Source organism: Neoakkermansia glycaniphila (assembly GCF_001683795.1).
GTDB lineage: Bacteria > Verrucomicrobiota > Verrucomicrobiia > Verrucomicrobiales > Akkermansiaceae > Akkermansia > Akkermansia glycaniphila.
Map to the genome: position 1 here is coordinate 89082 of NZ_LIGX01000001.1, position 26883 is coordinate 115964.

Genomic DNA, 26883 nt, shown 5'->3' on the forward strand with positions numbered 1-26883 from the left:
GACCACTTCTGCGGATACTTCGGTGCCCTCCTGCCTCCGACGCTAAAATCCCCCTGCCCGGACATGCCGGACAAGGGGATCCGCACAGAGCCAGCCTGCAAACTCAAAGATTCACAGGGCTGACAGACAGGTGTCTCATCTCTTCCGCAGCTTCCGCAGCCAGCGGGGTGGACAAATAGCGCTCCGTAGCCGAAGCGGCAATCGCCACGATCTTCTTCCCGGCATATTCGGGCTGCCGGGCCAGCTCCAGAGCCGCCCACACATTGGCTCCCGTCGAAATGCCGGCCGGAATACCTTCGCGGGCCGCCAGGGCGCGAGCAGTACGCAGAGCGTCTTCATTCGTCACTTGCACGATCTCATCGATCAGAGAACGGTTCAGATTCTTCGGAATGAACCCCGCTCCGATCCCCTGAATGCCGTGCGGTCCAGGCGCGCCACCGGAAATGACCGCGCTGGCGGCAGGCTCCACGGCCACACCGCGCACACTCGGCTTGCGCTCCTTCAAATACTCCACTGTGCCGGAGAAGGTACCCCCCGTGCCGACGCCGGCAATGAACACATCGACCTCGCCGGAAGTATCGTCCCACACTTCCGGGCCGGTGGTGAAATAGTGGGCTTCGGGGTTGGCAGGATTATCGAACTGGCCGGGGCCGTAGGCATGATCGCCATACTGCTTCAACAACTCTTCCGCCTTGGCGATAGCGCCCTTCATCCCGAGGGAGCCCGGCGTAATCACGATCTCGGCCCCCAGCATGCGGAGAAGCGTCCGGCGCTCCAGAGACATGGTCTCGGGCATCACGAGAATGCATCGGTAACCGCGGGCAGCGGCGATGGAAGCGAGGGCAATACCCGTATTGCCGGAAGTCGGTTCAATAATGATGCCTCCGGGCTTCAAGGCTCCGCTCCTCTCGGCGGCGTCGATCATGGCGCGGCCGATACGGTCCTTCACACTGAAAAGGGGATTGCGGAATTCGCACTTGAGCCAGATCTCCGCATTCAGGCCTTCGGCCAGGCGGTTGAGACGAACGAGAGGAGTGCGGCCGATCGTCTCCACGACGGAGGAATAGGCCTTCTTGTCTGCTGATGTTTCTGGTGTACTCATGGTTTTCTTATTGGCTGAGGGCGTGCGGCGCTGCCGACGCCCGGGTTGAGGCCGCGCGGGCAGCCGGGCCGGAAGGGCTACCCTGCCTTGCAGGTATAGACGCCTCCCGACGCAGCCGCGTTCACGGCTTCCTTGTTTTTTACAGAACTTCGTCCAGAGCCGCGATAATATCATCGACGTGTTCCAGACCGATGGACAGGCGCAGCAGATCAGGCGTAATGCCGCCTTTGAGCAGGGCCTCTTCGGAAAGCTGCGAATGAGTCGTACTTGCCGGATGGGCGATCAGGCTCTTCGCATCGCCCACATTCACGAGGTGCGAGAACAGCTGGATATTGTCGATCACGCGCACGGCCTCTTCATAACCGCCCTTGTGGCCGAACACCACCATACCGCCGAACCCGTTCTTCAGGTACCTGGCTGCAAGCGGGTAGGAAGGATCGTCCTCCAGCCCCGGATAGCGCACCCATGCCACCTTCGGATGATTCTTCAGGAAACGGGCCACCTTCAAGGCATTCTCGCTGTGGCGCTGCGTGCGAAGCGGCAACGTTTCGACTCCTTGGATGAAATTCCAGGCGGAATCGGGAGAAAGAGTCGCACCCAGATTGCGCAGAAGCACCGTCCTCATGCGGAGAATATAGGCAAGCTGCTGCAAACTGCCGAGATCATGTCCGAAACGCAGCCCGTGGTAGCCGCCGTCCGGCTCGTTGTACAGGGCGAACTTCGGATCCGTCCAGTCGAACTTGCCAGCATCGATCACGATGCCGCCGATGCCCGTACCATGCCCGCCGATCCACTTCGTCAGTGAATGAATCACCACATCCGCACCATGATCGATCGGGCGGAAAAGCGTGGGCGGCGTAAACGTCGAATCCACGACGAGGGGCAAATGATGCTTGCGGGCAATCTCGGAATAACGGTCGATATCCGCCACATCAAGGGAAGGATTCCCGATCACCTCAATATAAATGGCACGCGTCTTCTCATTGATGGCGGCCTCCACGGCGGCAAAATCGTTCACCGGCGTAAAGCGGGCCGTAATCCCGTAATTCGGCAAAATGGCGTCGAACATCGTGTAGGTGCCCCCGTACAGATTGTTTGCCGTCACGAACTCGTCTCCGCCCTTCAGAATATTCAACAACGCATACTGGATGGCGGACGTACCGGAAGCCAGCGACAGGGCGCCGACTCCGCCTTCCAGTGCGGCAATGCGCTGCTCCAGCACATCGTTCGTCGGATTCATCAGACGGGCGTAAATATTGCCCAGCTCGCGCAGGGCGAACAGGTCGGCGCCATGCTTGGCGCTCTTGAACAGGAAGGATGAAGTGCGGTAAACGGGCACAGCGCGGGAAAGGGTATCGCTTTCGACGGGCTGTCCGGCATGAATGGCTAATGTTTCAGGCTTGTAACTCATAATGGATCTATTTATTTCTATGTTAATTGTGAATGAATGAAAAAGGAAAGAACGGAAAAATCACCTGCCGGTTACGGCGCGGCAAGAAGATGCGGAGACATGATACTGGACCGCACAAAAGGAAGACACGGATGCCATGCGGGAATCAACAAAAAAAGCCTCCTCGAAATGAAGAAATATCCTGTCAAGGATCGGAAGCGGAAAAAACCGAAAAGTTGAATGAAGGATGAACTTGGTGCGCCGGGATTCTGCCGTTTTTTAGACTGATTCGCAAGAATAATTTGCGTACAGACTATTTTTTTCATGCCGAGGCAACGAACGAACATCCATTTATATTAATAATCAATATCCTACAAGAAAACAAAGTATGACACTCCCTTGTCAGCCTGCCTTGTTTTCCGCCCTTTTCTGCTGCTGCGACCCGAATTTAAGGCAACGGTCATAGTAATCGACTCGCGAAATGAAGCCGGCCCAGGTCGCCCCCAGGCACCCGTCATCCAGAAGAGGGGCGGGGCATTTCTTCCCCGTCCAGAAAATATGGCCGACCACGCATTTCAACGGAATCCGGTACTCGTACATCAGCAAAGCCGCCAGCTTGGCCGTTCGCTCGAACGTCGCCGGCATATCGTTCCCCTCGTTCTCGCACATCTCAATGCCGATGGAATACAGATTGCCCGGCTTGTAACCGTATTCCGCATGATGCCCCATTTCGTTGAGAGGCAAATGCTGGCGCACCTCCCCGCAATCCACGGTAAAATGCCAGCTCAAATACCCCACCGCACCGCCCGTAATGCGCCCCATCTTCAGCACGGAGGCATGCCGCGCCGCATTGGCGGAGGCATTCATATTCCGCGTCGCATGGATCGTGATATAGTGCGGCACCAGCTCACGCGGCTTGCAACGGCCGAACTCCCCTTTCGGAATCAAATCCTCACAGATATTGATCTCCTCGCGCAACTGCTGCGGAGTCAGACAACGCAGCGGAGCAGGATCCGGCGTAAAAATAACCAGCGGCGGTTCCGGTAGACGATCGACCGCATCGTCGCATCCCAGCAGCAGGCAGCAGCAGAGAAAAACCACAAGGTAGAGAAAGGGCATGGCGTATCCTTCTACACGGACATCGGAATGTCAAGGCGCTTTTCGCCCATTCCGAAGCTCCCGCTGCCATAAACAACAAGGCGCCCTGCACGATGCAGAACGCCTTGTGAAAAGTTCGGTTCAGTATCTACCCGCCTCTTTAGAGATTGGGAGGCATGACAATGTATTTGCTGCCATTGTCACGGCCTTTCTTGTCCTCACCGAAGAGACTCTTCTTGGGAGTACCATAATCGGTATTATCTTCTTCTTCAACAAGTTCCTTCTGTCCACCCGAATTGGAAATCGTATAGTACAGGAGATTGCCGCGGAAGCTGTTCATATCGTAACGGGTATCGGCAGCCTTCGTCGGAGCCTTGCTGGCCACCGAAGAAAGGAGAATCGGAGTAGCGTCGTTGCCCGTCACGGGCGTACGCACGTCCGCATTGTCGGGGTCGGTGCGCATCACGTAACCGAAGCCACATTCGCCTTTGGAAAGAGCTTTGCCACCGCCTACCTTTTTATCGGCTTCCTTGATCTTGCGGCCATCGGCAATAGCGATTTTTGCATAGAAATTGCCTTCAAAGGAAGGACCAACATTGTTCAGGAAAAAGAGCTGGCGAAGATAATCGTTCGAATAGTTGCCTTTGATTGGGCCGTACTGGGTTGCTGTCTCGCCATTCTGCTCCTCGATATCCAGCGCCGTACTATCGCACGGGAAGGAACCGTATGAATTATTGAAATCCATCAGGGTGGAATACACGTTCCTCATGTTCGAAACACCGGCAGTGCGATCGCCATCGTTCAACTTATCGAGAATCGGACCCCAGGATACGGCGGCCAGAGACGCAATAATAGCAACGACGACCATCAGCTCGATCAGCGTGAATGCCGCTGCGCGACGGACTTTATGTGCAAATTTGAGTTTCATGGTTGAATCTGTGATTGACGGTTATTTATAGCATTTACAAGTATAGTTGGCAAGCGGTAAATTCATTTTTCCCGACCATGCCGATCGCCCCTGCCCGCACTTCCCTTTTAGCGGGCAAACAAAGCCTGCAGAGCCGATAAATCCTCGGCCGCCGGGCGGTCTGCAGCAGCAATCGCCTCGCGCTGCAAAGCGTTCAACTCCCGGATGCCCTTGCCAGCAAGAGCAAGCATGGCTGCCATCTCATCGGCCGTGAACACCGCTTCTTCCCCGGAACCTTGCACTTCGACGAACTGGCCGCCTTCCGTCATCACCACATTCATATCCACATCTGCATCGCGGTCTTCCACATAGCAGAGATCCAGAAGAGGCGTACCTTCCAGCATGCCGACGGAAATAGCGGCAACGAGCTGCTTCATGGGCATTTCAGCCAATTTCCCTTCCGCTACAAGCTTGTTCAGCGCCATCGCGAGAGCAACCGACGCTCCGGAAATGGAAGCCGTCCTTGTACCGCCGTCAGCCTGCAGCACGTCGCAATCGATCCAGACCGTGCGCTGGCCGATCTTCGAAAGATCGACGGCGGCGCGCAAGGAGCGCCCGATCAGTCGCTGGATTTCCGAAGAACGCCCGTCCAGTTTACCGGAAGTAATATCGCGGCGCTTACGATCCAGCGTGGAATAGGGCAACATGGAATACTCGGCAGACAGCCAGCCGCCCTCAACCTTCTGCACCTTCATCCAGCGGGGCACATCCTCCTCGATTGTCACCGCACAAATCACGCGTGTATTCCCGAACGATGCCAATACGGAGGCCGTCGCATTCGGGGCGATATGCGGAATAAAGGAGATGGGACGCAATTCGTCCGCCTGTCTGTGATCGTGACGGTTCATGCCGTTAGAATGCCCTGTTTCCACGAATTTGACAAGGCAAAAGGCAACGGGTTGTCAAGGAAATCTTCACATTGAACAAACCGAACACCGGTTACATGCCGTTCTCGGAAAAAAAGCTGCGCCACCTCTACCCAGAGGTGGCGCAGCTCTCTCTCTATGTAACTTCCATTTACCTGTGGAAGAGGGGGATGCCTTGCTCCTTCGCGGCACGACAGGAATTGCAAGCGCATGAAGCAGATGTTGCCCCGGCGAAGTAAAAACGTCAACAGAACAACAATTGAACCATTGGGATATTTTGCCCATCCGGAACAAAACCTAGAATACGGATTATCAATCCGCATGACATACCCATTTCACATTCGTCAGACATTCAGCGTCTTGATGCACTTATGAATAGATATACCGTGAAGGCATCATGCACACAGATCAACCATGTAGCAACAGGAAGCATAAAAAATGAAGAAGTTGTATATTTCAGGATTTTATTATTGACAAACGGATTGATAATCCGTTAATTTTCATTAATCAGCACATCATAAATAATTATTTCACATCCTTTTTTCCTCTCTTTTTCAGCCCTTTTCTCCGCCACAAAAAATACCATCATCCGTTCTTCCTCTCCAACAAGAAGTGCCACCCCCTTACGGAGGTGGCACTACTCTCTCTATGTAACTTCCATTTACCTGATGGAAGAGGGGGATGCCTTGCTGCCTTCTCGACAGGACAGGATACGCAAGCACAATAAATTCCACTTGTTGGCGTTCAGCTTTCAGATTTGGAACGGCATTATTCTACGGTTTTTAAATCCGTACGTCAACCCTCAAATGAACATCTATCATTTATTAGTTACTATAAGCGCGTTACGTGGAATGAAAAAATATTATTGCACAGCGAAAACGGCTTTTGTGTACATGTACAAAAATACAATCATTTTAGTATTAATTAAATAAACATAAATGAAAATAAACGGATTTAAAATCCGCTTCTTATACTATACCGATTGCTGTTTCTCCTTATTTCAAAATTACCATTTTTTCGCATCTTTTCCCAGATTTTTTACAATTAATTTTCATATAAACAATTTTGCATCATTTTGTCATATTAATTGCAAAAAAAGAGCCCCGGATCATTCCGGGGCTCTTTTCAAATACCGTACAATCGATGATTACAAGGATGCACCGAGCTCAATAATGGAGTAATCTCCATTCGGCAAACGGTACACGATCTGCAAAACATCGCGGCGGGCATTGCGGTACAGCACGAAAGGCTTGTCCGACATTTCCAGTGCCATAATGGCATCTTCCTTGTACATGGTGACAAGTTCGTAGCCTTCGCGGTGTATGGTGATCGGCTTCGGATCTTCCGTTGCACCTTCTTCGTAATCAAGCACATCTTCCCCATACACCTGAGCTTCCAGATGGCGGATGGATTCTGCGCGATGCGGGCGGAACCTCTTCATCAGACGCGTCTTGTGCTTACGCATGCGGCGCATGATCTTGGTTACCGTTTCGTCAATGGCCGCATAGAGATCGACACCGACGGTGGAAGCTTCAATCGTGATATGATCGGAGCAGAAAAGGATGATTTCACAAATTTGTCGGTCTTTCTGCACGTCCACAATCACTCGTGCTTCAATGATCTTGGGGTAGTCGATATGGATTGCCTCAATTTTTTTGACCGCGAATTCGCGGATCGCCTCGGTCACTTCTACATGACGCCCCGTTACCGTAATATCTGCTTTTTGCATGGTACTTACCTCTTTCTATTTTTGGGTTATTGCGAATTCATGTTTTTTCGCACTGTTAATAATACACCTGAAACCTCTGTATTGTCGAGCTTTCTTGAAAAAAAGACACAAAAAGATAGCCTTTCGGAAAAGAATCCATCCAAACAACGCAAACTTTCACCCTACCGCACCCCCATGAGCCCAGGCAGGTGGTCACGCCATTCTGGAGCCGCACGACACACAAGTACATTCACTGCGTGGTTCTATTACCATTTCTGCTACACGCAAGCATGCAAAACGGCTGCCTTCCCCATGGAAAGGCAGCCGTTCCGAATCCGTTTGTCCTCTTACGCCATGCGGCGGCGGCGCAGCATCAGGCCAGCCAGGGACAACAGGCCCAGAGTTGCCGTTGCAGGCTCGGGAACAGCGGCATTTTCCGCCTTGATGGCATCGGATACACGTCCCTTAGCCAAATAGCCTACCTGATCCTTCGTCAAAGCTCCGGAGAACAACGCCACCTCATCGTACATGGCTGTCGGCTTGCTACCCGAATCTCCGTTTCCAAGGGTGAACTGCGTCACATCCGCATTGGCAATCGGTGTGCCGGTCCATTGTCCGGCCTGTTCGCCGTTCAGGAACAGAGTGGCTACTCCGTTCTGGTAGGTCAAGGCCATGTGGTTCCATACGTTCTGCGTAATCGGCGCCGTCGATTCCCCTCCATTGCCGATCAGGCCATTGCCGTACACGTTGTATTTATTGTTGCCGCCGGATTGCACATACAGATAATTGGTGTAACGCGCCATGAGGGTTTGGATGCGTTTGACATGTAGTTTGGATGTCGAGGCATTCATGGATGAAAAAGGCACGTCCCGTGCATGGGGCGTGCCTGTGTTGTGCATGGGGGATGCACGGGGGATGCACGGGTTATCCGGTGTAGTCGACGGAGGTGTGGAGGGCGTAGGTCCAGGTGAGGGGGTCGAGGCTGGCGGTGGTGGTGATGGTGTGGCGCGGGTCGATGGCTTGCCAGCGGAGGATGACGGTGTCGTAGGTGGCGACGGCCGATGGGGCGAAGGCGGGGAGGATGATGTGTTCGCCGCTGTAGTGCTGGGTGGAGGCGATGCCGTCGATGTCCGCAATGTGGATGGCGGTTGATGGGAGGGTTGGGTCGAGGTCGGGGATGCCGATGTGTTCGCCTCCGAGGGGGCGCCATGGTTGGGTGCCGTCTGCATCCCAGGGGCCATCCATGAGTTCGCAGACTTTGCCGAAGCCTTCGACGGCGTGCTGGAGGACGAGGAAGAGGCGGCCGCAGGTGATGCAGGCCCAGAGGCAGTAGGTGACGCCGTTTTGCCCGGTGTAGCCGTCCGGGTTGTACCAGGGGAGGGCCCATGTGTCGGCCATGATCCAGGGGAGGTCGCCGCGCCATTGTCCGTTGTGGCGGAGGTAGGCGTCGCGTTCGTAGAGGTCGCCGGGGACGAGGGTGCAGCCGCGGTAGGTGCCGGGGCTGACGTCCGAGGCGGTGGGGCCATCCAGTTCGGCACGGAGGATGCCGGGTTCTTCTTCCATGAGGTCGGGGATGGTGTGGTCGGGTGGCGGAGGCGGTTCCGGGAAGGCGATGTCGGTGATGCGGAGGTGGAGTTTGCCGCGCCAGTAGGCTCCGTGGAGGTAGCGGGAGGGTGCGGGGGTGTAGGTGCCGTTGCTGTTGTTGTGGTAGAGGGGGCATTCATCCATGACGATCCAGGCTTCGGGGTCGTCGATCTGGTCGATGCTGCCCCATGACGGAGGGAGGAGGATGCCGCCGAGGTGGTGCTGGGTGGCGGTGATGCCGTCGATGTCCGCGATGTGGATGGCGCGGTGTTGTTCGGTTTCGAGGAGGTCGGGGATGTCGCTCATTTCGGTTTCTTTTTGAGGGTCCACATCCAGCCGAGTGTGTTGTTTTTTTCGAGGACGTGGTAGTAGCCGTATTTCTGGCCGTCCGGGAGGAGGACGGGTTCGAGTTTCTGGGGCCGCGCACTGTCCGGCAGGGGGAGTTCTCCGCCATTCATCCACCATTGGCCGTTTTCGACGTAGACTTCGAAGGGTTTACGCCGTTCTCCGCCGCTGCTGCCGGTGTTGAGGGGCTGGAAGATGGGGGCGACGGGGTTGTCTTCTTTTTCGGTTTTGTCTGCGCCACCGCTTCCGCCGCTGTTTCCGGAAGAGGGTTGCTGGGCGGGGTCGAGGGCGGTGTCGCTGACGAGGGTTTGGTCTCGGAGGTCGGCGACGCGGTTGCGGTTGGTGTATTCATCGAAGTTGTAGGCGGCCCGAGTGCCGAGGGTGAGGGTGCAGTGTCCGGTTTTGAGGTCCCAGGAGACGTGTTGGACGGTGGTGTCCATGGTGTCCCACGGGGCGTATCCGGAGCCGGTGATGCGGATGCGGTGGCCGGGGAGTTGCCAGGGGGTGGGCCAGAGGATGGGGCCGAGGCTGCCGTCGTACTGGAGGGCTCGCGTTTTGTCCCAGTAGTTGCGGATGAGGTCGGCCGGGATGTCGCTTTCGATTTCTTGCACTTTGTCGTGCGGGGTGAAGAAGATGCTTTCGTTTTCGCGGGCGGCGAGTTTGAGGGTGTAGATGCCGGGGGCGTAGGTGTGGGCGATTTGCTGTTGGGGTGCCCATTGCCGGGAGGCGGGGTGGACGGTGGCTGTGCCCTGGTTGATGCGGCCGGGGTCCATGGTGTAGGTGACGTGGCCGTCTCCCCAGAGGATGAAGCCGAGGGCGTCGAACCATTCGGTGGAGAGGGTGAGGAGGCCGCCTTCCGGTAGGTGGACGATGTAGTAGCGGTATTCGTATTTGCCGTGTTCTTTTTCTTCTTCCGGCGTCGAGTTTTGTTCCCATGCTTCGGGATCGGCGGCAGGGTCCCCGGAGGCGTCGCCGTAGTCGCCGCCGATGTAGCGTTTGTTGCCGGAGAGGTTGATGGCGATGACCCGGTAGGCGAGGGAGCGGGTGATGACTTTGCCGGCGCCGTCGGTGCCGTCGCCGCTGAAGAATTCGCGTACGCTGGCTTTGCGGGGGGCATCCGGGGTGCAGCAGACGCGTTGTTCGATGTTGGCGTAGCACCAGCGGATGCTGGGGAATTTGCGGGTGATGCTGCCGAGGATGAGTTCGTATTTCTGGCCGTCGATTTTGTAGTTGGCGGGCAGTATCCATGTTTCGACGCCGGTTTCGGGGTTTTCTTCGTGGAATTCGTCGGGCTGGCCTTCGTAGGTGATGTTGCACCATGTGGAGAATTTGACGTGGTCTTTGACCTGGGCGAGGAAGGGGAAGTGGTGTTTCCAGTATTTGTAGGCGGCCGTGTTTTTCGTCCATTCGTTTTCTTTGCCGTTGGGGTTGGCTTTCGGGAAGGGGATGCCTTTGAGTTCCATGACTTGGCGGGCGGCGGCGGCGGTGGCTGCATCCACGGGGCCGGAGGTTTCGGCCTTGCCGGGTTTGGAGAGTTCTTCGGCTTCTTCCTCTTCGCTCTTCTCCACAGTCTTTGTCCGAGTCACAGAGGGCAATGTGTAGACGAAGGCGTCCGGGACGTTGAGGTCGCCGCCTTCGGGGATGATTTTGACGATGGTTCCATCCGGGGCTTTGAGCGCAACCACCGGCGGCACAAGGTCGTGGCGGGGGGTGAGGTCGATGCCGCCCATGGCGCAGGTGCCGTAGGGGATGTCGATGACGGGGAGGTCGAGGCTGTCTGCGATGACGAGGCGGGGGTGCGTGCCGCCGTAGTCCATCCAGGAGACGAGGCCGGGGCACCAGCGGGACATGGCTTCAATCATCTGAGCGCAGGTGTTGGATCCGTTGGTGCCGATGGCTCCCGTGGTGCCTTTGGCGAGGATGTCGATGGTGGCGGGCATGTTCCGTGCGGGGCCTGCGGTGGCCTGGTCGAGGGCGGTGGCGAGGTCGGCACAGGCGCGGGCGGTGGTGGCGGTTTGGCCGATCTGGAGGTGGCGGCCATCCGACCGGGAGGGGTCGGCAGGCGGAGGCTGGTAGATGGAGCGGCCGAGGAGGTCGTAGGGGTCGGTCATTTCGACGGCGTAGTGGATGCTGCCGGCGGAGATTTTCGGCTGGGCTTTTTTGACGTATCCCAAAAAGACGAGGTCAGTACCCCGGTAGAGGCGTACCCAGTGGCCGTATTGCCATGGGACGGGGATGTCGGCGAGGTTATCCATCGCCCAGGCCATGCTGCAGGTTCCGGCGGCGAGGCTGGCGTAGGTGATGGTGCATTCGGTGAGTTTGTCCGGGCCAATGGCGGCGAGGTCGTAGCGGTGTTCGGTGGTCATTTGGCGGTATAGGCTTGATTGTTTTTCGCGCGGATGCTTTCCATTTGGGCCCGAGCGGATGAAACTTGAAACCGGGTGTCCTGCAGGATGGAGGAAGCTTCACCATAAGAAGAGACGACAGTTTTCAGGAAGCCTCCAATCTGCTGGGCGGCGGCATCATGCGATTGCAGGAGGCGTTCGGCATTGTCAGCCATGCGCTGGGCTTCCTGCGTGTCGAGGTAGCCGTCTGACAGGTCGTTGAGTGAGTCAGCTACCGCACGTTCGGCTTCCGATCCGGCCTCCACCTGTTGCTGCAGTCCCTTCAGGTGGGAGCTGTAGACTTCAGCCATGGCCTGGGAGCCGGATTCGTCGGCGAGGAGGTTGCGTTTCAGGATGGGGAGGGTTTCGATTTGGGCGATTTTCTGGTCGATTTCCGTGATTTTCGCTTCGTTGTCTTTTGCCCGCAGCTGGTAGCCGGCCATGCTGTTCATGTGTTCCAGGATTTTGGAGAGGGTGTCGTATTGCGTTTTGTCGAAGGTGCCGTTGTTGAGGAGCAGTTCGAGTTTCGAGCCCATTTCGGCGAGGGTTGCCTGCTGGCCGGACAAGTCTCCGGAGGAGGCGAGCCGCTGGAAGTCCGCCATGAGTTTCTGTGCATCTTTGCCGCTGTTGCCCAGTTTGGCGGCGTCGGCGGCGATTTCGTTCATGGCTTCGGCCTGTTTGGAGATTTCTTCCGCATCGATCCGTGCGGCATCCGCCAGGCCTTGCGTCGCCTCCTTGAGGATGTTGCGTTCCGAGGTGAGGGTGCCGACTGCTTCCTTGATGGCGAAATCATCAGCTGCCTTGGCTGCTACAGTTTGGTCGACTACCTGTCGGTTCCCTATGACCGCATCGGTTTCTGCCTGTTGTTTTTTCTTAATGGCATCAACTGTTTTGTTTTTTTCCTGAATCCGCCCCATCAGTTGATTGGCATTTGCGTATGCCTGCGTCTTCTTGCCTTGAATGTCTTCTTTAGCTTTGATATACGATTCGTAATTTCCACCGCGGCCTTCCGCCTTGTACCATGCGTCCGATCTTTTGATGGCATCTTCAAATTTTTTGGCCTCGGCCCGGCCCAGTTCCGCTTCACGCCTTACCTGATAGCGGTCCATGACTCCGATGGAGCCTTCTGCCAATGCCTTTTCTCTGGTTAGAGCATAGGCTTCATTTTTCTTCTGGTTTATTTCATGTTGTTTTCTCTGTTCAGGGGTGAGTGCTCCGGCTTTGCCTTGATCCAAACGTTCGGATTCCTGATTCAAGTCTTTGATCGTTTCAGCAGTTTTTTTCGATTGTTCCCGCAGATTGTCCAATTCTGTATTGGCCTCTGCCAACTCCGACGCGTGTTTCGCCTGTAGTTCTTCATCTTCCAGTTTTCGCGTTTCCTGTAGATGTTCAAAGGCCGTGATTTCACCTCGGTCACGTCTGTTATCCAGTTCGTATTTTTTTGCTTGCATGCCCAAGCCTTTGATTTCGGCTTCGACGGCAGCACGCGCTCTCGTGATTTCCAACTGTTTCTGCAATTCAGCCGTTTGGGATTGATATGAGTTCATCAACGAATCCCACCGTTCTTGTCGTTCCTGTTGTTCGTTCAGTAGTCTGTTTTTTTCAATCAGATCATTCAATTCTTTTTGAAGGTCTTTAGCTTTGTCAATGGAAGCTTCCAAATCTTTGTTTTTCTGTGCGATTGCTTCACGCTGGCTTTTGGTAAAAAAATCATACATTCCGCGCAGGAGAGAATAAGCTAAGCCCAACTGTCCCAATTTGCCCAGCAGCCCTCGAGCTAACCCCATGACTGTATTGAATCCAGATGCCATACGTCCAACAGCACCTGTTGAGGTCTGTATGATATTGGGAGCTTTTCCGAAACCCGAGACGATGTCGGTTGCAGCAGTTTTTCCTTTCCTTCCTGCATCGGTGATTGTATCTCCCAGTGTTTTGGCCTCCTTGGCTGCGTCTCCTGCCGCTTTGCCGGCAGCCTCCAGCTCATCGGCAAAATTCATGTCGGTGATGGTTTCATTGCCGATGCCGGCGGCGGCGGCCTGTGTTTGTCGGAGGGCGGCCTGTGCCTGGTTGGTGCCGGTGGGGTCGTAGGCGGAGGCGATGGTGATTTTGATGTTCGGGTCGGTGGACATGGCGGGGGACGATTATATGATGGTGCGGTGCGTGAGGAGGAAGGCGTATTCGACGGCGATCCAGGCGCCGCAGGTTTGGCCGTAGCGGCGGCGGATGCCGGCGTATTGGTCGGAGGAGATGGGGAGGGCACGGCAGCGCTGGACGGTGGCCTGCCAGCGTTCGGAGGAGATGGGGATGCCTTCGTGCCAGCCGTAGCGGTAGAGGGCGTGGCCGGTTTGGCTGGTGTTGAGGAGGTGTTCGCGGTCGTGGGCGTATAGTTCGGCCTGGGCCCGGGTGGGGTAGGAGCGCAGGACGGTGAAGCCGAAGGTTTTGGTGGCGTTGCCGCGGCCCTGGTGGTGCTGCCAGGGGGAGGCGATGATGTCGTCTGTCTGGATGGAGGTTTGCCAGTCGTTGGTTTCGGGGCCGGGCATGATGTCTCCAAGGCTGCAGCAGGGGATGGTTGTTTCCTGGCCGCCGAGGAGGGTGACGAAGTCGAAGGTGAAGAGGGCGGTTTGCATGGCAGAGCGGGGTCAGGGGGTGCGGAGGCGGTTGAGGCGGTCTGCACAGGCGGCGGCGAGAGGGTCGACATCCATCCATGCGCGCTGGAGGGTGTAGGTGCCGTTCGCTTGCGGGGCGATGAATTCGCTCAATTGGTTGATGAAGCCGAAGGCGAGTGTGGAGTCTTCCGTGTAGATGTCGCAGGCGTCGTCGGTGTCGTAGGTGTAGGTGTAGCCGTCCTGATCCAGCTGGGCCCGTACCAGTGAGGAGACTGTGCCGGGGGAGTAGACGTCCGGGAATTTGGTCCAGCGGAGCCGCCAGTAGTTGCGGCGGACGGTGGAGGCAGTAGTTCCGCCGCCGTTGGAGATGTGTTCGCGCAGGGCTGTGTAGAGGGAGACGGTTTGCAGGGCGTAGCTGCTGCCGGGGGAGGTGGATTTGTAGCTGTCGAGTGTCGCGAGGAGAGGTTGCTGCAGGGTGGGTGTGTCGGTGTAGACGATGAGGTTGCACCCGGATGCGGCGAGCCAGTCGTATTCATAGCCGCAGGAGGTGCAGGCGGAGTCGAGGTCGTCGCGGTAGTAGGGGCCTGAGGGCGGGTTGGTCCAGAGGATTTTGACGGCGTAGCTGGGGCCGGTGGCGGCGGCGTTCCATTTGGTACGGTCGGCAGCAGAGACGTGGGTGGCACCGCTGTTGGCGTGTGCGTTGTAGGTGGCCCAGGGGACGAGGCCGGAGATGGAGGGCGAGTCGCCTTTGAGGCTGGCCAGCCATTGGTCGCGGGTGCCTTTGTAGCCCTGGGCGACGGCGATTTCGTAGGCGTCTTTGCCATTGGTGCCGTTGCGCCCGGTGCCGATTTCGACGTGGATGGCCATGGTGGTGCCGAGGTCAAGGTCGAAGAAGACGGAGGTGGAGGTTTCGGGAGGCGGCAGGAGTGAGGGCTGGACTTCGAGGAGGCCGCGGACGGCAGGTACGCCTGCGATGCGGATTTCGTAGGTGTGGAGGCCTGCGGGGAGGCCGGGGTAGCTGAGGTTTTCGGTGTCCGGCGGCATGGTGATGATGCCGCCGCCCGCGGTGGAGTCGAGCTGGACGGCTCCGGTGAGCATGCCCGGGGATTGCACGATGGTGTCGCCATCCCGGAACTGGAAGTAGAAGACGCCGCGGATGCCTGCTGTGGTTTTGAGGTGTTTTTCGGTTGCGATCATGGCGATGGAGATGGTTCGCACCGGGCATGTACGGTGGAGGCATGCCCGGTGCGCGGGGTTAGGCGGAGGCGGCGATGGCCTGGACGTTGGCGAAGGTGATGGTGGCCATTTCGACGCCGGGATCGACGAGGAATTCGAATTCGGGTTTGATGAAGTCGGAGGTGAAGGAGGGGGCCGTTTTGAGTTTGAGGCGGCCGTAGCCGTAGAGTTCCTGCACTTTGTCGGTGCCGTCCTGCGAGCGTTTGATGACGATGCGCAGCCAGCCTTCGATGCAGTTGCTGCCGGCGTTGGCCAGGGGCATTTCTTCTCCGTCCTTGATGGGGGAGCCGAGGCCGAAGGCGAGCTGCAAAGCCTCCGGAGAGGTTTGGGATGTCGTGAAGGTGAAGCTGAAGGATTGGAGCATGGATTCCTTGTGTTTCATCCAGGCGCCGTTTTGCTGGCATTCTTCAATTTCGATCATTTTTTCTTCCGCTGCTGGCTGGAAGTTGGAGCCGCGGCCGATGTCGTGCCAGGCTTCGGGGGCGGTGGCGTAGTCGGGGCGGCTGGTGGCGGATACTTTTGCGCCGTCTACGGTGAGGGAGGCGGGGCAGAAGGAGATGGAGGAGGGGCCTAGGACGTCGTGCGAGACGACGCGGGCCGTGATTTTCGGGGTGATGACGGGAGGTGTAGACATGTTTTTAGTGAGTAGGTATGAGTGAATAATTATCCGAGGATGCGGAGTTTGCCTGCCTGTTCCAGGGCGGCGGCCTTGGCGGAGGGTATGTCCACGATGGTGCCGCGGGCATGGTACATGCGGCCGATCAGCAGGGAGCGAGCGGTGATGGTGCAGCGCAAGGTTGTTGCTTCAACGGCGGGTTCCGCAGGCGTTTCGGCTTGGGGTTTGTCTGTGTTTTTTGGTGTTGTAGCCATGTGTTTGTGTGGTTGGTTTAATCGAATGCGATGGTCGGGTGGATGATGCGGGCGGTGATGCTGATGCCCCGGGTTTGCAGGAGGCGTTTGTCGCCCAGGACGACGGCGAGGTCGCCGTCTCCGGTGACGACCGGCGATCCGTAGGGGCGGTTGCTGATGTCCCATGATTGGATGATGGAGATGACGGTGGCGGCAAGGCGGTCGGTGGCTTCGTCGGCCGTGATGCCGGTTGCGTCCATGCCGAGGCCTCTCCAGACGCCGCAGGAGATGACGTATTCACAGTCCAGGTAGGCCGCCCGGACGGTGGTGTCCCTGGTGGGGTTGGCCAGGTCCTGCGGGACGACGGCGACGAGTCCGGAGTATTGCCGCACGATGGCGTCCAGTGCTTTGATCTGATCGGGGGAGGTCATGAGGTGTTCGTACACGTACGGCCGGATCGGTTCGTACATGCGGAGGCGGTCGATGAGGGCCTTCCCGAATTCCCATCGGGGGGATGTCGGCAGCTGGGAGATGTCCGGAGCGGTGGGCATGGCGGGTCAGAGGTTGTAGGCGGCGGTGATGCCGGCGGCGATGATCCAGCCGAGCCAGCCCAGGATGCGTTGCCAGTGCGGGCGGCGGGTGTCTTTGGCGATTTCTTCGAGCGTTGTTTCTGCTTTGTCCGTGATGTTCATGGTTGGATGGTGTTTCTGTGGTTGATGGCGCGGGTGTAGGAGACGACGGCCGATCGCGCCGCGTCGGTCATCTCTGCGTCGGTGGGCATGACCTGCGGTTTCGGCTTGATGGTGGCCGATCGCAGGAGGCATGCCAGGGGGACGATTTTGTGTTTCAGCCCGTCTTTGCCTTTCCGTTTGCGCTCATGGACCCAGTACATGACGGGAGCTTTGCCGGTTTGCGAGGGCAGGACGACGATTTCGTCGTCGGGGATGCCGAGTTCATCCAGGCTTTTGCGGCGAAGGGGAGAGTCGGAGAAAGGTACCAGGAGGGATTGGATCGGACGACCCGTGACGCGGGAGGTGCGGCCGCTGGGGAGGACGGTTCCGCCCAGCCACTGCAGGCGCACGCCTTTCTGCCCGATGGAGATGGTGGCGGTGCAGCCTTCCACTGCCGGCTGGCCAATGGATTTGATGGCGCCATGCCACCAGTACCGAGATTTCGTGGCCTCTTTCATCCCCATGAAATGATCGACGACCTGCTGCCGGACACCCAGGGCAGCGGAGCGGCTGATTTCGGCGAGGTCGGCCTGCCCCAACCCTGTGGTGGGGACGATGACGGTTTGCAGTTTGGCGGATATTTTGATCATGGCGGTAAATCAAGCATCCGCGACCCAGTACGAGGCAGCGGTAAGAATATCGAAGAAGTGGAGCATGTAGGGATCGGGATAGGTCTGAGTGATGGGTGGAGCGGTGGCGCCGTCATCCCAGCGGCGGTCAATGGTTAGGGTGAGGTGAGGGATGACGATGGGCGCGGCATTGAGGCCATCCTCTGCTGCCGGTGGTTCGGCGGTTTCTCCCCGCCGGGCGATGATGAGAGTGGCGGCCCAGCCTCCGGGGTCGAGGGTGGAGATGGTGTCGACCGCTCCATGCCAGATGGTGAGGAGGTCGGGCGGCAGGTCACGGGCTATGATGTCGCGTGGCAGGAGTGTGCGGCCATCCGGCAATGTAATGCCTGCGGCGGTGAGGGTGGAGGAGTCCCAGTCGGCTGGGCAACAGGTGATTTGAAGCTGAGGGATCATGTGCTTTGGTGGATTTGGAGTTCGTAGATGGTGCCCGTGAACGAGGCGGAGTAGAGCCAGACGCTGGCGATGCGCTCCGCGCCCGTGGTGTTGGCGGCGAGGTGCAAGGCTCCGCCCGAGTGGGTGAGCCATGTGGCCGCGGTGTCGATGTCCACCACGACGCCGTCAGGCAGCAGGGTGTCGTCGCCCGCCTTGGGGCGGTAGACGGATGCGGAGAGGCCGATGTCCTGCGCGGCGGCGGTAACGTAGACATGCCGCCCGATGTTGGCGGCGACAATGACGGTTTCTGAGCCTGCGGGCGTGTAGTCGAGGCTGGCGGTGACGTACCGCCAGTCCACCCAGGATTTGTCGGCTGCTTCGAGGAGGGCCTGTTCTTCGGGCCAGCGTTTGTAGGTCGTCCAGTTGCGGAGAGGGATGGTGTGGGCATGTATCGTGATGGCGGGCGGTACGTCCTGCTTGTCCTGGTTGGCGCGGTCGCTCAGGTAGGTGCGGCTGACCCACAACGTGCCGCGCGACATGATGCTCGAGTATTGGCCCACGTCCGACGTGACGGCCGGGTTGGTCGCCTGGCTGTAGCTGCATTCGACAGCATACAGGTTGCCGGCATGGCAGCCGATGTAGACGGGGGCGTGCCACTCGGTACCGCGGCTGATGATCTGCAGGCTGTGCAGATCATCCAGCCGTCCGGGGTAGATGAGCCGCCACGACGTAGGGACGGAGCCGAGGACGCTGTAGGCATGGCGTATCATCATGCAGCGGACGGCATGGCGCGGTGTGTCCACGATCCGCAGTTCGTTACCGCTGGCCCAGTCCCACGGATAGGTGCCCGCATGCGGGGTGTAGGTGGAAGCTGGCCTCGTTTCGATGCCGCAGGCGATGCGGCTTTTGGCCTCGTCCATGCAGTTGCGGCGGCGCGTAAGGTACGCGACGTCGACGCGGGCCATGCAGGTGAGGCGGTGATGATAGGTCGACTGGTCGGGTACGGTGTAGCTCTCCATCAGGCAGTCGTTGCCCGTCCATGCGGCGCTTGTCCAGCGGCCGATGTAGGGGATTGCCCTCTCCGTGCAGTACGTCGAGGCCCAGAGCCATGCACTCATGTGGGTGCCAACGGAAGAGGCGGCAGCAGTCGGCTGGATGATGATACCGCCGTTGGCGACGACCGGCGCGTTGAAGGTGTTGACTCCGCTCCAGATGTTGGGCTGTGATTTGCGGGCGAGGTCGGCCTGCGTGGTGGCGATGTAGGTGTCGATGGAGGATTTGCCGGAGGCCGTGGCGTCAGAGATGGTGCCGGTGCCTGCTGTGATGCTTTGGCCGATGGCGTTGATGCCGTCGTTCGTGGCTTGGGCGATTACGGTGGCTTCCGCGCTGGAGATGGATTCGAGGGCGGCTTCACCGCTGGCGGCGATGATGTCGGCGGTGTCTGCGGCAGCCTGTCCGGCGGTTTGGTTGATTTCCTTTTTGGCGGCGGCTGTTTCGACGGCTGCGTGTGCCGTGATGTGCTGTTTGGCCGTGCCGGTGGCGGTGGCGATTTCCTGCCGGGCTGCGGGGAGGAGGTTGGAGGCCGTTTCGAGGAGGCTGTCGGCGGTGGCGATGCTGCCTTCGATGGCTTCCCAGGTGGCGGCGGTGATGACGGGGACGATTTGGACGGTGACGGTGATGGCTGTGAGGTCCGAGGAGATGGAGGCTTCGATGTGTTCCCCGCCCTGGTCGGCAGGCGGCATCGATGCGACGCGGTCCGCCACGCGGATGCTGCCGCACAGGAGGGCGTGTTCGACTCCCGTCGCGGTGTGTTTGGCGTAGAGGTCGTAGGCGTAGTTGCTGGCTACCAGCGGAGGGATGGAGAGGCGGACGCTGGATGGATCCATCGGGGCGGCGCCGAAGGGGTGGATGCGATCGCCCAGCCGCGCTGCTCCGTAGATGGCGTAGTCGGCAGCAGTGGCCGGGGTGCCGTCCTGGTTGGCGAGGCGGAGGATCATGTGCCGGGTGACTCCGGCGACGGTTTCGATGTAGTGCTTGGTTGCGGCCATGGCGTCGGATGAGCGTGATTAGTTAATTGTTGCCTGTGAACGTGAGTGTATCCCCGTCCCACATGGCGAGGCCGTCCATCAGGGCGGTGGCCTGGTCGCGCAGGTCGGGCGGCAGGTCCGGGAGTGTTGCTTCCAGGGAGAGGGGTTCTGGCGGTGTGTTGCGGGCGGTGTCGAGGGAGTTGTAGGCGGCGGCGTCCATCAGGCCGAGGGCTGCCGCTTCTTCCCACGCCACGGGGATGCGGTCCATGCCGCTGTTGTAGTCGTAGGGGGCGTAGTCGCTGCCCCAGCGGGAGAGGGCGGCCCAGATGGGCGAGGTGGTGAGTGCGACCATTTCGGTGGCGCTGGCTCCGGCGCCGCCTACTGCGCCGTAGGCGATGCGCCAGCGCAAGGGCCAGTCGCGCGGCTGGGTGCGTTCGCCCATGCGGACGAGGCGGTATGCCGGGAAGGCGAGCGATCCGCGGTAGGCTTCGGCCTGGGCGCGGCTGGCTGCCTGCGTGGTCTGGGTTTCGAGGATGAGGTTTTTCCGCGCCGTGCCGGAGAGGTCTCGGATGGTTCCTTCGTCGCCCGGTTCGGGAGTGTAGCCGATCGCATCGAGCATGTCGGTGATCGCATGGCGGGCTTCGGTTTTGGAGGCTCCGCCTGTGAGGATGGCCGCTGCCTGCTGCCGGATTTTCAGGAGGGTGGCCAGGTCGTCCACCAGAGCGCCGAAGATGGAGCGGACGGTGAGTTCCGGAGACATGCGCGCCCACTGCTCCGACGTCATGCGGACAGGGAGCGGTGTTTTGGCGTTGAGGATGTCGGCAGCGGATGGCATGGTGGGTGGAGGCTGGGTTACACAGATGGCGCAGATCGATGCACAGATTTTTCCGGGTTCGAATCCGGCTGATCGCCGGATTGATGGAGCTGTAATATTTTGATATAAAATAAATCAGTGTTCATCTGCGGTATCTGTGGCTTCTGCGTTCGTGGCCGCCGGATCAAGGTATGGGGTAGAGTCCGGGGCCGTCGTTGCCGTAGGCGGGGTCGGGGGCGATGATCGCCGGGGTGCTGGCGGGCTGGATGGGGAGTTTGCCCGTGGCATCGAGGACAAGCTGCTTCTGCGTGCGTACTTCGGCGATGCGGGCGGCGGCTTCGGCGGCGGCCTGTTTGCGTTCGTCGGTGATGGCCAGCGCGTACCGTTTGAGGAGGCGCCATGCGATCATGTCCAGCGCGGCCGGACGCAGGCTGCGGGGGATGAGGGCGCCATCAGGCAGGATGTTGGCCAGGTTCTGCGCGACGGCATCGCGTACGATGGCCGTGACGTCGTCGATGGCGTCCTGGACGGCGGCGGATGCTTCCGGCCTGGTGAGGGCGGTGAGTTCTTCACCGACGAAGACGGCGGACAAGTCGTCCGGCCTGATGGCGACCCAGTAGTTCATGATTCCTGTTCGGAGGGTTGTTCGTGTTGCAGGAGGGCGTCGGCGACGGCGTCCACGCGGCCCATCATCCATTCCAGGTGTTTGTCGTCGGTGATGACGCTGCCCCATGTGGGTGACTGGATCAGGGCGCAGGCGATGCGGACTCGGATTTCCGTGCGTGACGGTTCGACGGATACGGGTTGCAGGGAGCAGCACCCGTCAAGGATCAACCTTTCGGCATTGTCTTCGCCTTCCGCTTGATTTGGTTTGGTGCCTGTGGGCTGTTCGTCAGGCTTGTCTTGGCCTGTTTTGGCGGCAGCCGATTCATTTGTTTCCTGATCGGGGATGTCGGTTTGTTGCTGGCGTTCAGCGACCGCATTTTCGTCCATTTCCGGATTGTTGGGTGCGGCGGGTGCAGGTTCCTGCTTGGTATTTTTTGTAGCCATGTGTGTGTTCTGGTTTTGTGTTGCGGCGCCATGCACGGTGCAGGCATGCGCCGTGCATGGGGGATGGTTCAGCTGACGGTGATGCGGTTGTTCAGGCCGATGGCGGGGAAGACGAATTGGCGGGACATGCCGATTTCGTACCACCAGGTGTGTTCCGCATCGGAGCGGTACTTGATGGGGACTTCAACCGGTCCGGAGTCTCCTCCGTACAGGATAGCCATGCCGCAGAGGTCGTCATACTGGCTCTGATCGTCGATGAAGGTGAGCATGACGTCGGAACCCAGCATGTTGGCTCCCGTCGTTTGGACGTTCGGTCCCGGTGCGGCCGTGCCTACCGGGACGGTGACTCGGTGTATCTTCGTGCCGGTGGCGGCATCGAGGCCCAGCAGTTCGTACAGGCGTTCGGGGGTGAGCGTTTGCGTGGAGTTGTACTGGATTCTGGGCAGGATGCTCGGGTTTTCGGACAGGATGTCCCATGCCTGGTGCGAGAATATGATGCGGTTGGGTTCCACGCCGTGGTTGTTGCGGTAGTCGCTGATCAGGTCTTTCAGTTCCGTCAGCGGTTTCGAGGAGGCATTGGACCAATTGCCGATGCCCGAGAGAGCCGGCACATTGTCGCGCAGGGCCTGGAGGCCCTGGGCCGTTTGCGAGGTGCGCCAGGTGCCCAGCAGGGTGCCCAGTTTGGCATTGGCGATCTGGTCGGCCGTTTTGCCGGGGTTGCGCTTGAGTTCCTTGTCATCCACCCCGATGCGGATGCTGTGGTCTTGCAGCATGAAGGGGAGGTCGACGCTGCCGGTGTTGATGGTTTTGGCGACTTCGTGGAGGCCGCGTTCCGTTTCGACAGGACGCCAGACGTAGCCCTGCGGCCAGCTTTTGTAGGTGCCCATGCCTCCGATGTTGCCCGCCCAGCGGGCAGCCAGGAATTCGAGGACGTTGAAGACCGGGATTTTGAAGTAGTTGACGGCGCGGTCGTAGAGGGGATAGCAAAATTCTGTGGTGGTACTCATGATGATGGGAGGGATTAGGGTTTGGTGGAGGGCGGCAGCATGATGGCGCTGACGAGTTGCCCGGCCGTTTGGGCCGTGACGTTCTGCATGGCCATGGCGACGATGATTTCGCCCGATGCTCCGGTGGCGGCGGATACGGTGCTGTCGCTGTTGAGCTTGAGTTTCGTGATGCCCTTGGAGATGACGCCGGGATTGGCGCCGAGCTGGACGTCGACCACTCCGCCGAAGGTGTACGGGATCAGGGTGGCTCCCGTGGTGTTGCCGCATATCTGGGCTAGCTGGCTGTCGGGTTCCGAGATGATGCCGAATATGTCGGAGGAGGATGTCGCCAGGGCGATTTCGCCCGAAGCGGTGAATTTGCCGAACTTGCCTTCGTGGAGGTGGCCCGTGGGGCGCAGCTCGGCGGTGTAATTGGCGCGGAAGCGCGGGATGTCTTGTACGATCATGTGGTTGTGTGCGGTTGTGGGTTAGCGCCTTGCATCCGAGTAGGAGTTGACGGCGGAGTTGTAGGCTGCATTGTATTCGGCCGGGCTGAGAGGGCGGCCGAGGCGGGCGGATTCTTCCTTGACGTGTTTCCGGCAGTAGTCGACGAGGGCCATGTCCTGGGTCGGTACCTGCATGTCTGCGCCGTTGATGCGCATGGTGACGGTGCGGTTCGGCGTGTGCCCTTTGAGAGGCGCTGCCGGTTTGGCCGCATTGCGCCGCACTCCGAACAGGCCGGGATAGCGGGCGGAGTTGGTGGCGGCTCCGCCTGTGCCGGCTGCCTTGTTGGCTTCGGCCAGGGCGGAGGTGAGTTCTTCGTTGCTGCGCTGGAGGTCGGATACGGCCGAGACGAGGGAGGCCGGATTGGCCGTTGCATCGAGGCCGAGCATTTCGGCGATTTGTGCGACGGCGTCGTCCAGAGTCAGTTCTTCGTCGCCGTCCGCATTGGTTTCGGGGTCGGTTTCGTCCGGATCGGTTTCGGAGTTGGTCGCGGTATCGGGATCATCCGGGTCGGCATCCGAGTTGGCAGCCTTTTCCTGGTCTTTCTCGGGTTCGCAGGTGCCGGAGTTGCGGCGCTGGCCCGTGATCGGTTGCGTGCCGCGATTGCGTGTTGCTTTGGGTTTCATGTGTTTTGTTTGGTTGTGGTGTTTGGTTTGGGTAGAGGTGAGGCTGTTGGTGATGGGGACTTGTCCCTTGTGTCGGTTGGTGTTGGTGATGGTGCAGGCATACAGGGCGGTAGGTGTGACGCCGCCTTCGATTTTCCGGAAGTCCGCAAATTCGTATTCCGTCGAGAAGAAGCAGTATTCGCCGGAGTTGACGAGGGCGTGCCCTGAATCCGTCCATTCGATCCACGCCCACAGGCGGCCGTCCGGTACGCATAATGCCTTGATCCATCCTCTGGCGCCCGTGTCCGGCACGTCCACCCACGACAGATGGTCGCGCGTGACGAGGATGCCTTTGCCTTCGTTGTCGTACCGTTCGAAGTTGTCGACGATGCGGAGGAGGTCTTCTTCCGTGGACAGTTCGCGGGCGAATCCGTTTTTTTCCGCGAATGCCTGCAGCTCTTCATCCGACCAGCTCTCGGGGATGTCGTAGCCGAGACTTCGACCGACTTTCTCCATTTCGACGGTGGCGTGGTTGTAGGTGGGTTCGATGCAGTACCAGGCGGATCGCGGCACTTCCCCTACGGGAAACGGTGCATGCGGGGACTGGTCGAAGGGGGGGATTTGTGACATGGCGTGTTGACTTTGTGTGGCGTTGTGCTATGGTGTGCTTGGAAATCTGCTCTGGCGGCCCTGCAAGTTAAGGAGCGGACGACCGATCGGCGGGAGGCGCCCCCGCGTCCGGTCCTCTTTGGTTCAGTCCCGTTTGTATTTGAGGGTTCCTTTTCTCGTTTTTTCCATGCTGGACAGTCTGCGGTTGTGGAAGTAGGTGCGTACGTTGCCCGTTTTGCCGACGACGAAGCCCGCCAGGACGTAATGGCCGGAGGCATCCTTGTAGGAGCGCAGGTACGTGCGTTGCCCGTCGCGCGGGTTTTCCCATATTTCGTGAGGGCTTTTGACGGCGCGGACGGCTTCGGAGAGGTGGCGCAGGCGGCGGGCCTGTTCGGTGGATGTTTTCCCGGCCGCTTCCCAGTGGTCGAGGACGTCGCGCGTGAAGTGCACGTTCTGGCCGTCGATACTCCGGGCGCTGAATCCGCGCGTCAGGCCGCGTTTGGCACGGCCCGGGTGGCTGGCAGTCGAGGCGGGATCGGGCGAGATGTCTTTCAGCCTGCCCAGGCCGAGTTGTTCGGCCGTTCCCGTTTTGCCGACGGCGGCATGGCCGAATCCGGTTTTGAGGTCTTTGCGGCCGCGTCCTCTTTTGTCCCACCCCTTTTTGGCGCCTTCGCTGGTGCCGTAATTTTCGGCGACGGGTTCGTCTTCCGGGGAGGTTTGCGCGTTTTGTGCCGCATGGTTGTCACCATCCTGTTCGGATGTGCCCCGTGCCGCGCCGTGCATCGGGCGTGCATGGGGGGATGCTGCGTCGGAGGCATCATCGGGCGCATAGGGCGCGATCGCTTCCTGCAGGGCCTTTCGAAGGCTTTCCGCCTTGGCCTCGATGCGGGCCGGGTCGAGCGGCATGGAGGCGAGGCGTGTGAGGATGGCACGCTGTTCGGCGGTGATGCCGTCTTCCGGCTGCACCTGTGCGGCAGGGCGAGCAGACAGGTTGTGCATGCGTACGGCCGTGGCGGCGTCATACACTCTGCGGGCCTGCGGCCACAGCATGGTGGGGGCAAAGCGACGGTGCATGCTGTTGAGCATGCCGGCAGCCTGCTGCTCCGGCGTGAGAGGCACGGGAGCCAGAGGCATGCCCATTCGTTCTTCCAGGCTTTGTTGGGTCGGCACGAATCCTGCGGACTTGGCGGCGTAGATGGCTCGGGCGTCCATGTTGGCGCTGGTGACGTCCAGCCCCGTGAGTTCTGCGACTTGGTCGTCGGTGAGGCGGTAGCCTGCGGAGGCGAGCATGGCGATGGACTGGACGATTTCGGAGGTGCCCTTGTCTTCCAGCGGGGCGAGCGTGAATTCGACCAGATGCGGCTGGCCGGGGTGCCACTGGTTCAATGCCGGAGCGAAGAGATGCCGTTGCAGGAGGGCGGCGATGTCTTCCCCTTCGGCGGCGGCGATGGCATCGAAGGCGTCCTGGTGGGCGTTGCCGGTGGAGGTCGTCGTTCCTTCTCCCGGCGCCGTGAGCATGGTCATGAGGCCGCCCGTGCAGCGTAGGACGATTTCCTGCGAGGCCATGTCGATGTACCGCGTGAAAGAGTCGGGGCCGAGGGAGCCGGGCTGGACTGTTTCCACCTTGCTGCCGGGCGGCAGGACTCCGGCACTGTTGGAGAGGCACTGGCGTCCGAATTCGATGAAGGCTTTTTTCTGTTCTTCCGAGATTCCGTCGGGCATGATGATGTACATGGGCGGCGTGCCGTATCGGCCATTGTATACCGCCAGCTGGCATTTGCCGTTCTTGCGGTCGAATACCAGCAGCATGGCCACCTGGTCGATGGGCCGGGGGCAGATGCGGGTGATGATGCTGTCCATGGAGACGGGAAGATCCTTTCCGATCGTGGCGCCGTAGGTGGCTTCCGGATTCCAGCGCCAGGGTCCCTTGTACCCGTCCCGGCACCAGTTCCAGTTGTCTGTGAGGTTCAGGCGGAGGGAGGTGTCGGTTTCAAGCAACTGGAGGTGGCGGTAATGCCGGAAGGATGCCTGCGCCAGTCCGGCGATGCCTTCTTCCATGTTGTCGATCGCGTTGCAGAAGTCGGTCAGCGTGCGTGCCTGGGCGTCGGCGAGGCAGGCTTCGGCATCGGTCAGGCCGTCTTTGGGCCGAATGTCCCAGCGCAGTTTCTTCAGGGCGGCAAGCCGCCGGTCCACGCAGACGGAAAGGTAGGTGTCCGCCTGTTCGATGTTGTGCCATATCCACTGAATGTTGGACCAGGCTCCGCGCATGGCTTCGTTGACGGCATCCCGCATGATCGGGAGCGTCAGGTAGTCCAGAGGGTGGGTGCGTTCCAGCCATTGGTCCCGGGAGACGGACATCTCCTGGAGGTCGAGGCTGGAAAAGTGCAGCGGGCGGGAATCCGGTACGGGTGTGCTCATGGC

The 26883-nt window shown here is 59.4% G+C and carries 27 protein-coding genes; all 27 read right to left on the minus strand.

Annotated elements, in window-relative coordinates:
- Nucleotides 1-103: 103 nt before the first annotated feature.
- The gene (gene cysK / locus AC781_RS00335; protein WP_067771703.1) at nt 104-1102 is read right to left on the minus strand and encodes a cysteine synthase A; all 999 of its coding nucleotides are present in this window, start codon (nt 1100-1102) and stop codon (nt 104-106) included.
- 139 nt (nt 1103-1241) lie between these two features.
- A complete protein-coding gene (locus AC781_RS00340; RefSeq protein ID WP_067771707.1) occupies nt 1242-2513 on the minus strand; it encodes an O-acetylhomoserine aminocarboxypropyltransferase/cysteine synthase family protein in 1272 nt (423 codons plus the stop codon).
- A gap of 381 nt (nt 2514-2894) precedes the next feature.
- Nucleotides 2895-3611 carry a peptidoglycan recognition protein family protein gene (locus AC781_RS00350; protein ID WP_067771712.1) on the minus strand — a complete coding sequence of 239 codons (717 nt, stop codon included), beginning with the start codon at nt 3609-3611 and terminating at the stop codon, nt 2895-2897.
- A 139-nt stretch (nt 3612-3750) separates the two neighbouring features.
- A complete protein-coding gene (locus AC781_RS00355) occupies nt 3751-4518 on the minus strand; it encodes a type II secretion system protein (protein WP_067771714.1) in 768 nt (255 codons plus the stop codon).
- Nucleotides 4519-4625: 107 nt separating this feature from the next.
- A complete protein-coding gene (rph, locus tag AC781_RS00360) occupies nt 4626-5405 on the minus strand; it encodes a ribonuclease PH (protein WP_067771717.1) in 780 nt (259 codons plus the stop codon).
- Between the two features lie 511 nt (nt 5406-5916).
- Complete coding sequence (locus tag AC781_RS14320) at nt 5917-6042, minus strand: hypothetical protein (RefSeq protein ID WP_281241745.1); 126 nt, start codon at nt 6040-6042, stop codon at nt 5917-5919.
- Nucleotides 6043-6570: 528 nt separating this feature from the next.
- Nucleotides 6571-7152, minus strand: coding sequence for a ribosome hibernation-promoting factor, HPF/YfiA family (gene hpf, locus AC781_RS00375; protein WP_067771726.1), 582 nt, complete (start codon nt 7150-7152; stop codon nt 6571-6573).
- A 326-nt stretch (nt 7153-7478) separates the two neighbouring features.
- Nucleotides 7479-7982 (minus strand): LamG-like jellyroll fold domain-containing protein, encoded by a 504-nt coding sequence (locus AC781_RS13845; protein ID WP_172801783.1) that lies wholly within the window; start codon nt 7980-7982, stop codon nt 7479-7481.
- Nucleotides 7983-8055: 73 nt separating this feature from the next.
- Nucleotides 8056-9045, minus strand: a complete 990-nt coding sequence (locus AC781_RS13850) for a hypothetical protein (RefSeq protein ID WP_218107243.1) — start codon at nt 9043-9045, stop codon at nt 8056-8058.
- Nucleotides 9018-11426, minus strand: coding sequence for a hypothetical protein (locus AC781_RS00390; RefSeq protein ID WP_067771736.1), 2409 nt, complete (start codon nt 11424-11426; stop codon nt 9018-9020). The genes AC781_RS13850 and AC781_RS00390 overlap by 28 nt, the downstream gene beginning before the upstream one ends.
- A complete protein-coding gene (locus AC781_RS00395) occupies nt 11423-13573 on the minus strand; it encodes a hypothetical protein (protein WP_067771740.1) in 2151 nt (716 codons plus the stop codon). The genes AC781_RS00390 and AC781_RS00395 overlap by 4 nt, the downstream gene beginning before the upstream one ends.
- A gap of 12 nt (nt 13574-13585) precedes the next feature.
- On the minus strand, nt 13586-14071 hold the full coding sequence (locus AC781_RS00400) for a hypothetical protein (protein WP_067771743.1): 486 nt from the start codon (nt 14069-14071) through the stop codon (nt 13586-13588).
- A 12-nt stretch (nt 14072-14083) separates the two neighbouring features.
- On the minus strand, nt 14084-15247 hold the full coding sequence (locus tag AC781_RS00405) for a hypothetical protein (RefSeq protein WP_141675641.1): 1164 nt from the start codon (nt 15245-15247) through the stop codon (nt 14084-14086).
- Between the two features lie 58 nt (nt 15248-15305).
- Nucleotides 15306-15920 carry a hypothetical protein gene (locus tag AC781_RS00410; protein ID WP_067771749.1) on the minus strand — a complete coding sequence of 205 codons (615 nt, stop codon included), beginning with the start codon at nt 15918-15920 and terminating at the stop codon, nt 15306-15308.
- A gap of 29 nt (nt 15921-15949) precedes the next feature.
- Nucleotides 15950-16156: a hypothetical protein gene (locus AC781_RS00415; RefSeq protein WP_067771752.1), complete on the minus strand. Its 207-nt coding sequence runs from the start codon at nt 16154-16156 to the stop codon at nt 15950-15952.
- Nucleotides 16157-16173: 17 nt separating this feature from the next.
- Nucleotides 16174-16686: a hypothetical protein gene (locus AC781_RS00420; RefSeq protein WP_067771755.1), complete on the minus strand. Its 513-nt coding sequence runs from the start codon at nt 16684-16686 to the stop codon at nt 16174-16176.
- A gap of 6 nt (nt 16687-16692) precedes the next feature.
- Nucleotides 16693-16827, minus strand: coding sequence for a hypothetical protein (locus AC781_RS14325; RefSeq protein ID WP_281241744.1), 135 nt, complete (start codon nt 16825-16827; stop codon nt 16693-16695).
- Nucleotides 16824-17456 (minus strand): hypothetical protein, encoded by a 633-nt coding sequence (locus AC781_RS00425; RefSeq protein ID WP_067771758.1) that lies wholly within the window; start codon nt 17454-17456, stop codon nt 16824-16826. The genes AC781_RS14325 and AC781_RS00425 overlap by 4 nt, the downstream gene beginning before the upstream one ends.
- A gap of 9 nt (nt 17457-17465) precedes the next feature.
- On the minus strand, nt 17466-17888 hold the full coding sequence (locus AC781_RS00430; RefSeq protein WP_067771761.1) for a hypothetical protein: 423 nt from the start codon (nt 17886-17888) through the stop codon (nt 17466-17468).
- Nucleotides 17885-19915: a hypothetical protein gene (locus AC781_RS00435; RefSeq protein ID WP_067771764.1), complete on the minus strand. Its 2031-nt coding sequence runs from the start codon at nt 19913-19915 to the stop codon at nt 17885-17887. The genes AC781_RS00430 and AC781_RS00435 overlap by 4 nt, the downstream gene beginning before the upstream one ends.
- A 22-nt stretch (nt 19916-19937) precedes the next feature.
- A complete protein-coding gene (locus AC781_RS00440) occupies nt 19938-20729 on the minus strand; it encodes a hypothetical protein (RefSeq protein WP_067771767.1) in 792 nt (263 codons plus the stop codon).
- A 163-nt stretch (nt 20730-20892) separates the two neighbouring features.
- Complete coding sequence (locus AC781_RS00445; RefSeq protein WP_067771770.1) at nt 20893-21333, minus strand: DUF1320 family protein; 441 nt, start codon at nt 21331-21333, stop codon at nt 20893-20895.
- Nucleotides 21330-21758: a hypothetical protein gene (locus tag AC781_RS00450; RefSeq protein WP_071133353.1), complete on the minus strand. Its 429-nt coding sequence runs from the start codon at nt 21756-21758 to the stop codon at nt 21330-21332. Before AC781_RS00450 ends, AC781_RS00445 begins: the two co-directional genes overlap by 4 nt.
- A gap of 68 nt (nt 21759-21826) precedes the next feature.
- Entirely contained in the window at nt 21827-22765 is a 939-nt protein-coding gene (locus tag AC781_RS00455) for a hypothetical protein (RefSeq protein ID WP_067771776.1), read from the minus strand.
- Between the two features lie 14 nt (nt 22766-22779).
- Entirely contained in the window at nt 22780-23211 is a 432-nt protein-coding gene (locus tag AC781_RS00460) for a hypothetical protein (protein ID WP_067771779.1), read from the minus strand.
- A 21-nt stretch (nt 23212-23232) separates the two neighbouring features.
- Nucleotides 23233-24483 carry a phage protease gene (locus AC781_RS00465; protein ID WP_083076308.1) on the minus strand — a complete coding sequence of 417 codons (1251 nt, stop codon included), beginning with the start codon at nt 24481-24483 and terminating at the stop codon, nt 23233-23235.
- Between the two features lie 123 nt (nt 24484-24606).
- Nucleotides 24607-26880 (minus strand): phage portal protein family protein, encoded by a 2274-nt coding sequence (locus AC781_RS00470; protein ID WP_067771785.1) that lies wholly within the window; start codon nt 26878-26880, stop codon nt 24607-24609.
- Between the last annotated feature and the right edge of the window lie 3 nt (nt 26881-26883).

Bases quoted from the DNA above. Each gene is read 5' to 3' on its own strand.
- cysK (WP_067771703.1), bottom strand. From the start codon at position 1,102: ATGAGTACACCAGAAACATCAGCAGACAAGAAGGCCTATTCCTCCGTC.
- AC781_RS00340 (WP_067771707.1), bottom strand. From the start codon at position 2,513: ATGAGTTACAAGCCTGAAACATTAGCCATTCATGCCGGACAGCCCGTC.
- AC781_RS00350 (WP_067771712.1), bottom strand. From the start codon at position 3,611: ATGCCCTTTCTCTACCTTGTGGTTTTTCTCTGCTGCTGCCTGCTGCTG.
- AC781_RS00355 (WP_067771714.1), bottom strand. From the start codon at position 4,518: ATGAAACTCAAATTTGCACATAAAGTCCGTCGCGCAGCGGCATTCACG.
- rph (WP_067771717.1), bottom strand. From the start codon at position 5,405: ATGAACCGTCACGATCACAGACAGGCGGACGAATTGCGTCCCATCTCC.
- hpf (WP_067771726.1), bottom strand. From the start codon at position 7,152: ATGCAAAAAGCAGATATTACGGTAACGGGGCGTCATGTAGAAGTGACC.
- AC781_RS13845 (WP_172801783.1), bottom strand. From the start codon at position 7,982: ATGAATGCCTCGACATCCAAACTACATGTCAAACGCATCCAAACCCTC.
- AC781_RS00390 (WP_067771736.1), bottom strand. From the start codon at position 11,426: ATGACCACCGAACACCGCTACGACCTCGCCGCCATTGGCCCGGACAAA.
- AC781_RS00395 (WP_067771740.1), bottom strand. From the start codon at position 13,573: ATGTCCACCGACCCGAACATCAAAATCACCATCGCCTCCGCCTACGAC.
- AC781_RS00400 (WP_067771743.1), bottom strand. From the start codon at position 14,071: ATGCAAACCGCCCTCTTCACCTTCGACTTCGTCACCCTCCTCGGCGGC.
- AC781_RS00405 (WP_141675641.1), bottom strand. From the start codon at position 15,247: ATGATCGCAACCGAAAAACACCTCAAAACCACAGCAGGCATCCGCGGC.
- AC781_RS00410 (WP_067771749.1), bottom strand. From the start codon at position 15,920: ATGTCTACACCTCCCGTCATCACCCCGAAAATCACGGCCCGCGTCGTC.
- AC781_RS00415 (WP_067771752.1), bottom strand. From the start codon at position 16,156: ATGGCTACAACACCAAAAAACACAGACAAACCCCAAGCCGAAACGCCT.
- AC781_RS00420 (WP_067771755.1), bottom strand. From the start codon at position 16,686: ATGCCCACCGCTCCGGACATCTCCCAGCTGCCGACATCCCCCCGATGG.
- AC781_RS14325 (WP_281241744.1), bottom strand. From the start codon at position 16,827: ATGAACATCACGGACAAAGCAGAAACAACGCTCGAAGAAATCGCCAAA.
- AC781_RS00425 (WP_067771758.1), bottom strand. From the start codon at position 17,456: ATGATCAAAATATCCGCCAAACTGCAAACCGTCATCGTCCCCACCACA.
- AC781_RS00430 (WP_067771761.1), bottom strand. From the start codon at position 17,888: ATGATCCCTCAGCTTCAAATCACCTGTTGCCCAGCCGACTGGGACTCC.
- AC781_RS00435 (WP_067771764.1), bottom strand. From the start codon at position 19,915: ATGGCCGCAACCAAGCACTACATCGAAACCGTCGCCGGAGTCACCCGG.
- AC781_RS00440 (WP_067771767.1), bottom strand. From the start codon at position 20,729: ATGCCATCCGCTGCCGACATCCTCAACGCCAAAACACCGCTCCCTGTC.
- AC781_RS00445 (WP_067771770.1), bottom strand. From the start codon at position 21,333: ATGAACTACTGGGTCGCCATCAGGCCGGACGACTTGTCCGCCGTCTTC.
- AC781_RS00450 (WP_071133353.1), bottom strand. From the start codon at position 21,758: ATGGCTACAAAAAATACCAAGCAGGAACCTGCACCCGCCGCACCCAAC.
- AC781_RS00455 (WP_067771776.1), bottom strand. From the start codon at position 22,765: ATGAGTACCACCACAGAATTTTGCTATCCCCTCTACGACCGCGCCGTC.
- AC781_RS00460 (WP_067771779.1), bottom strand. From the start codon at position 23,211: ATGATCGTACAAGACATCCCGCGCTTCCGCGCCAATTACACCGCCGAG.
- AC781_RS00465 (WP_083076308.1), bottom strand. From the start codon at position 24,483: ATGTCACAAATCCCCCCCTTCGACCAGTCCCCGCATGCACCGTTTCCC.
- AC781_RS00470 (WP_067771785.1), bottom strand. From the start codon at position 26,880: ATGAGCACACCCGTACCGGATTCCCGCCCGCTGCACTTTTCCAGCCTC.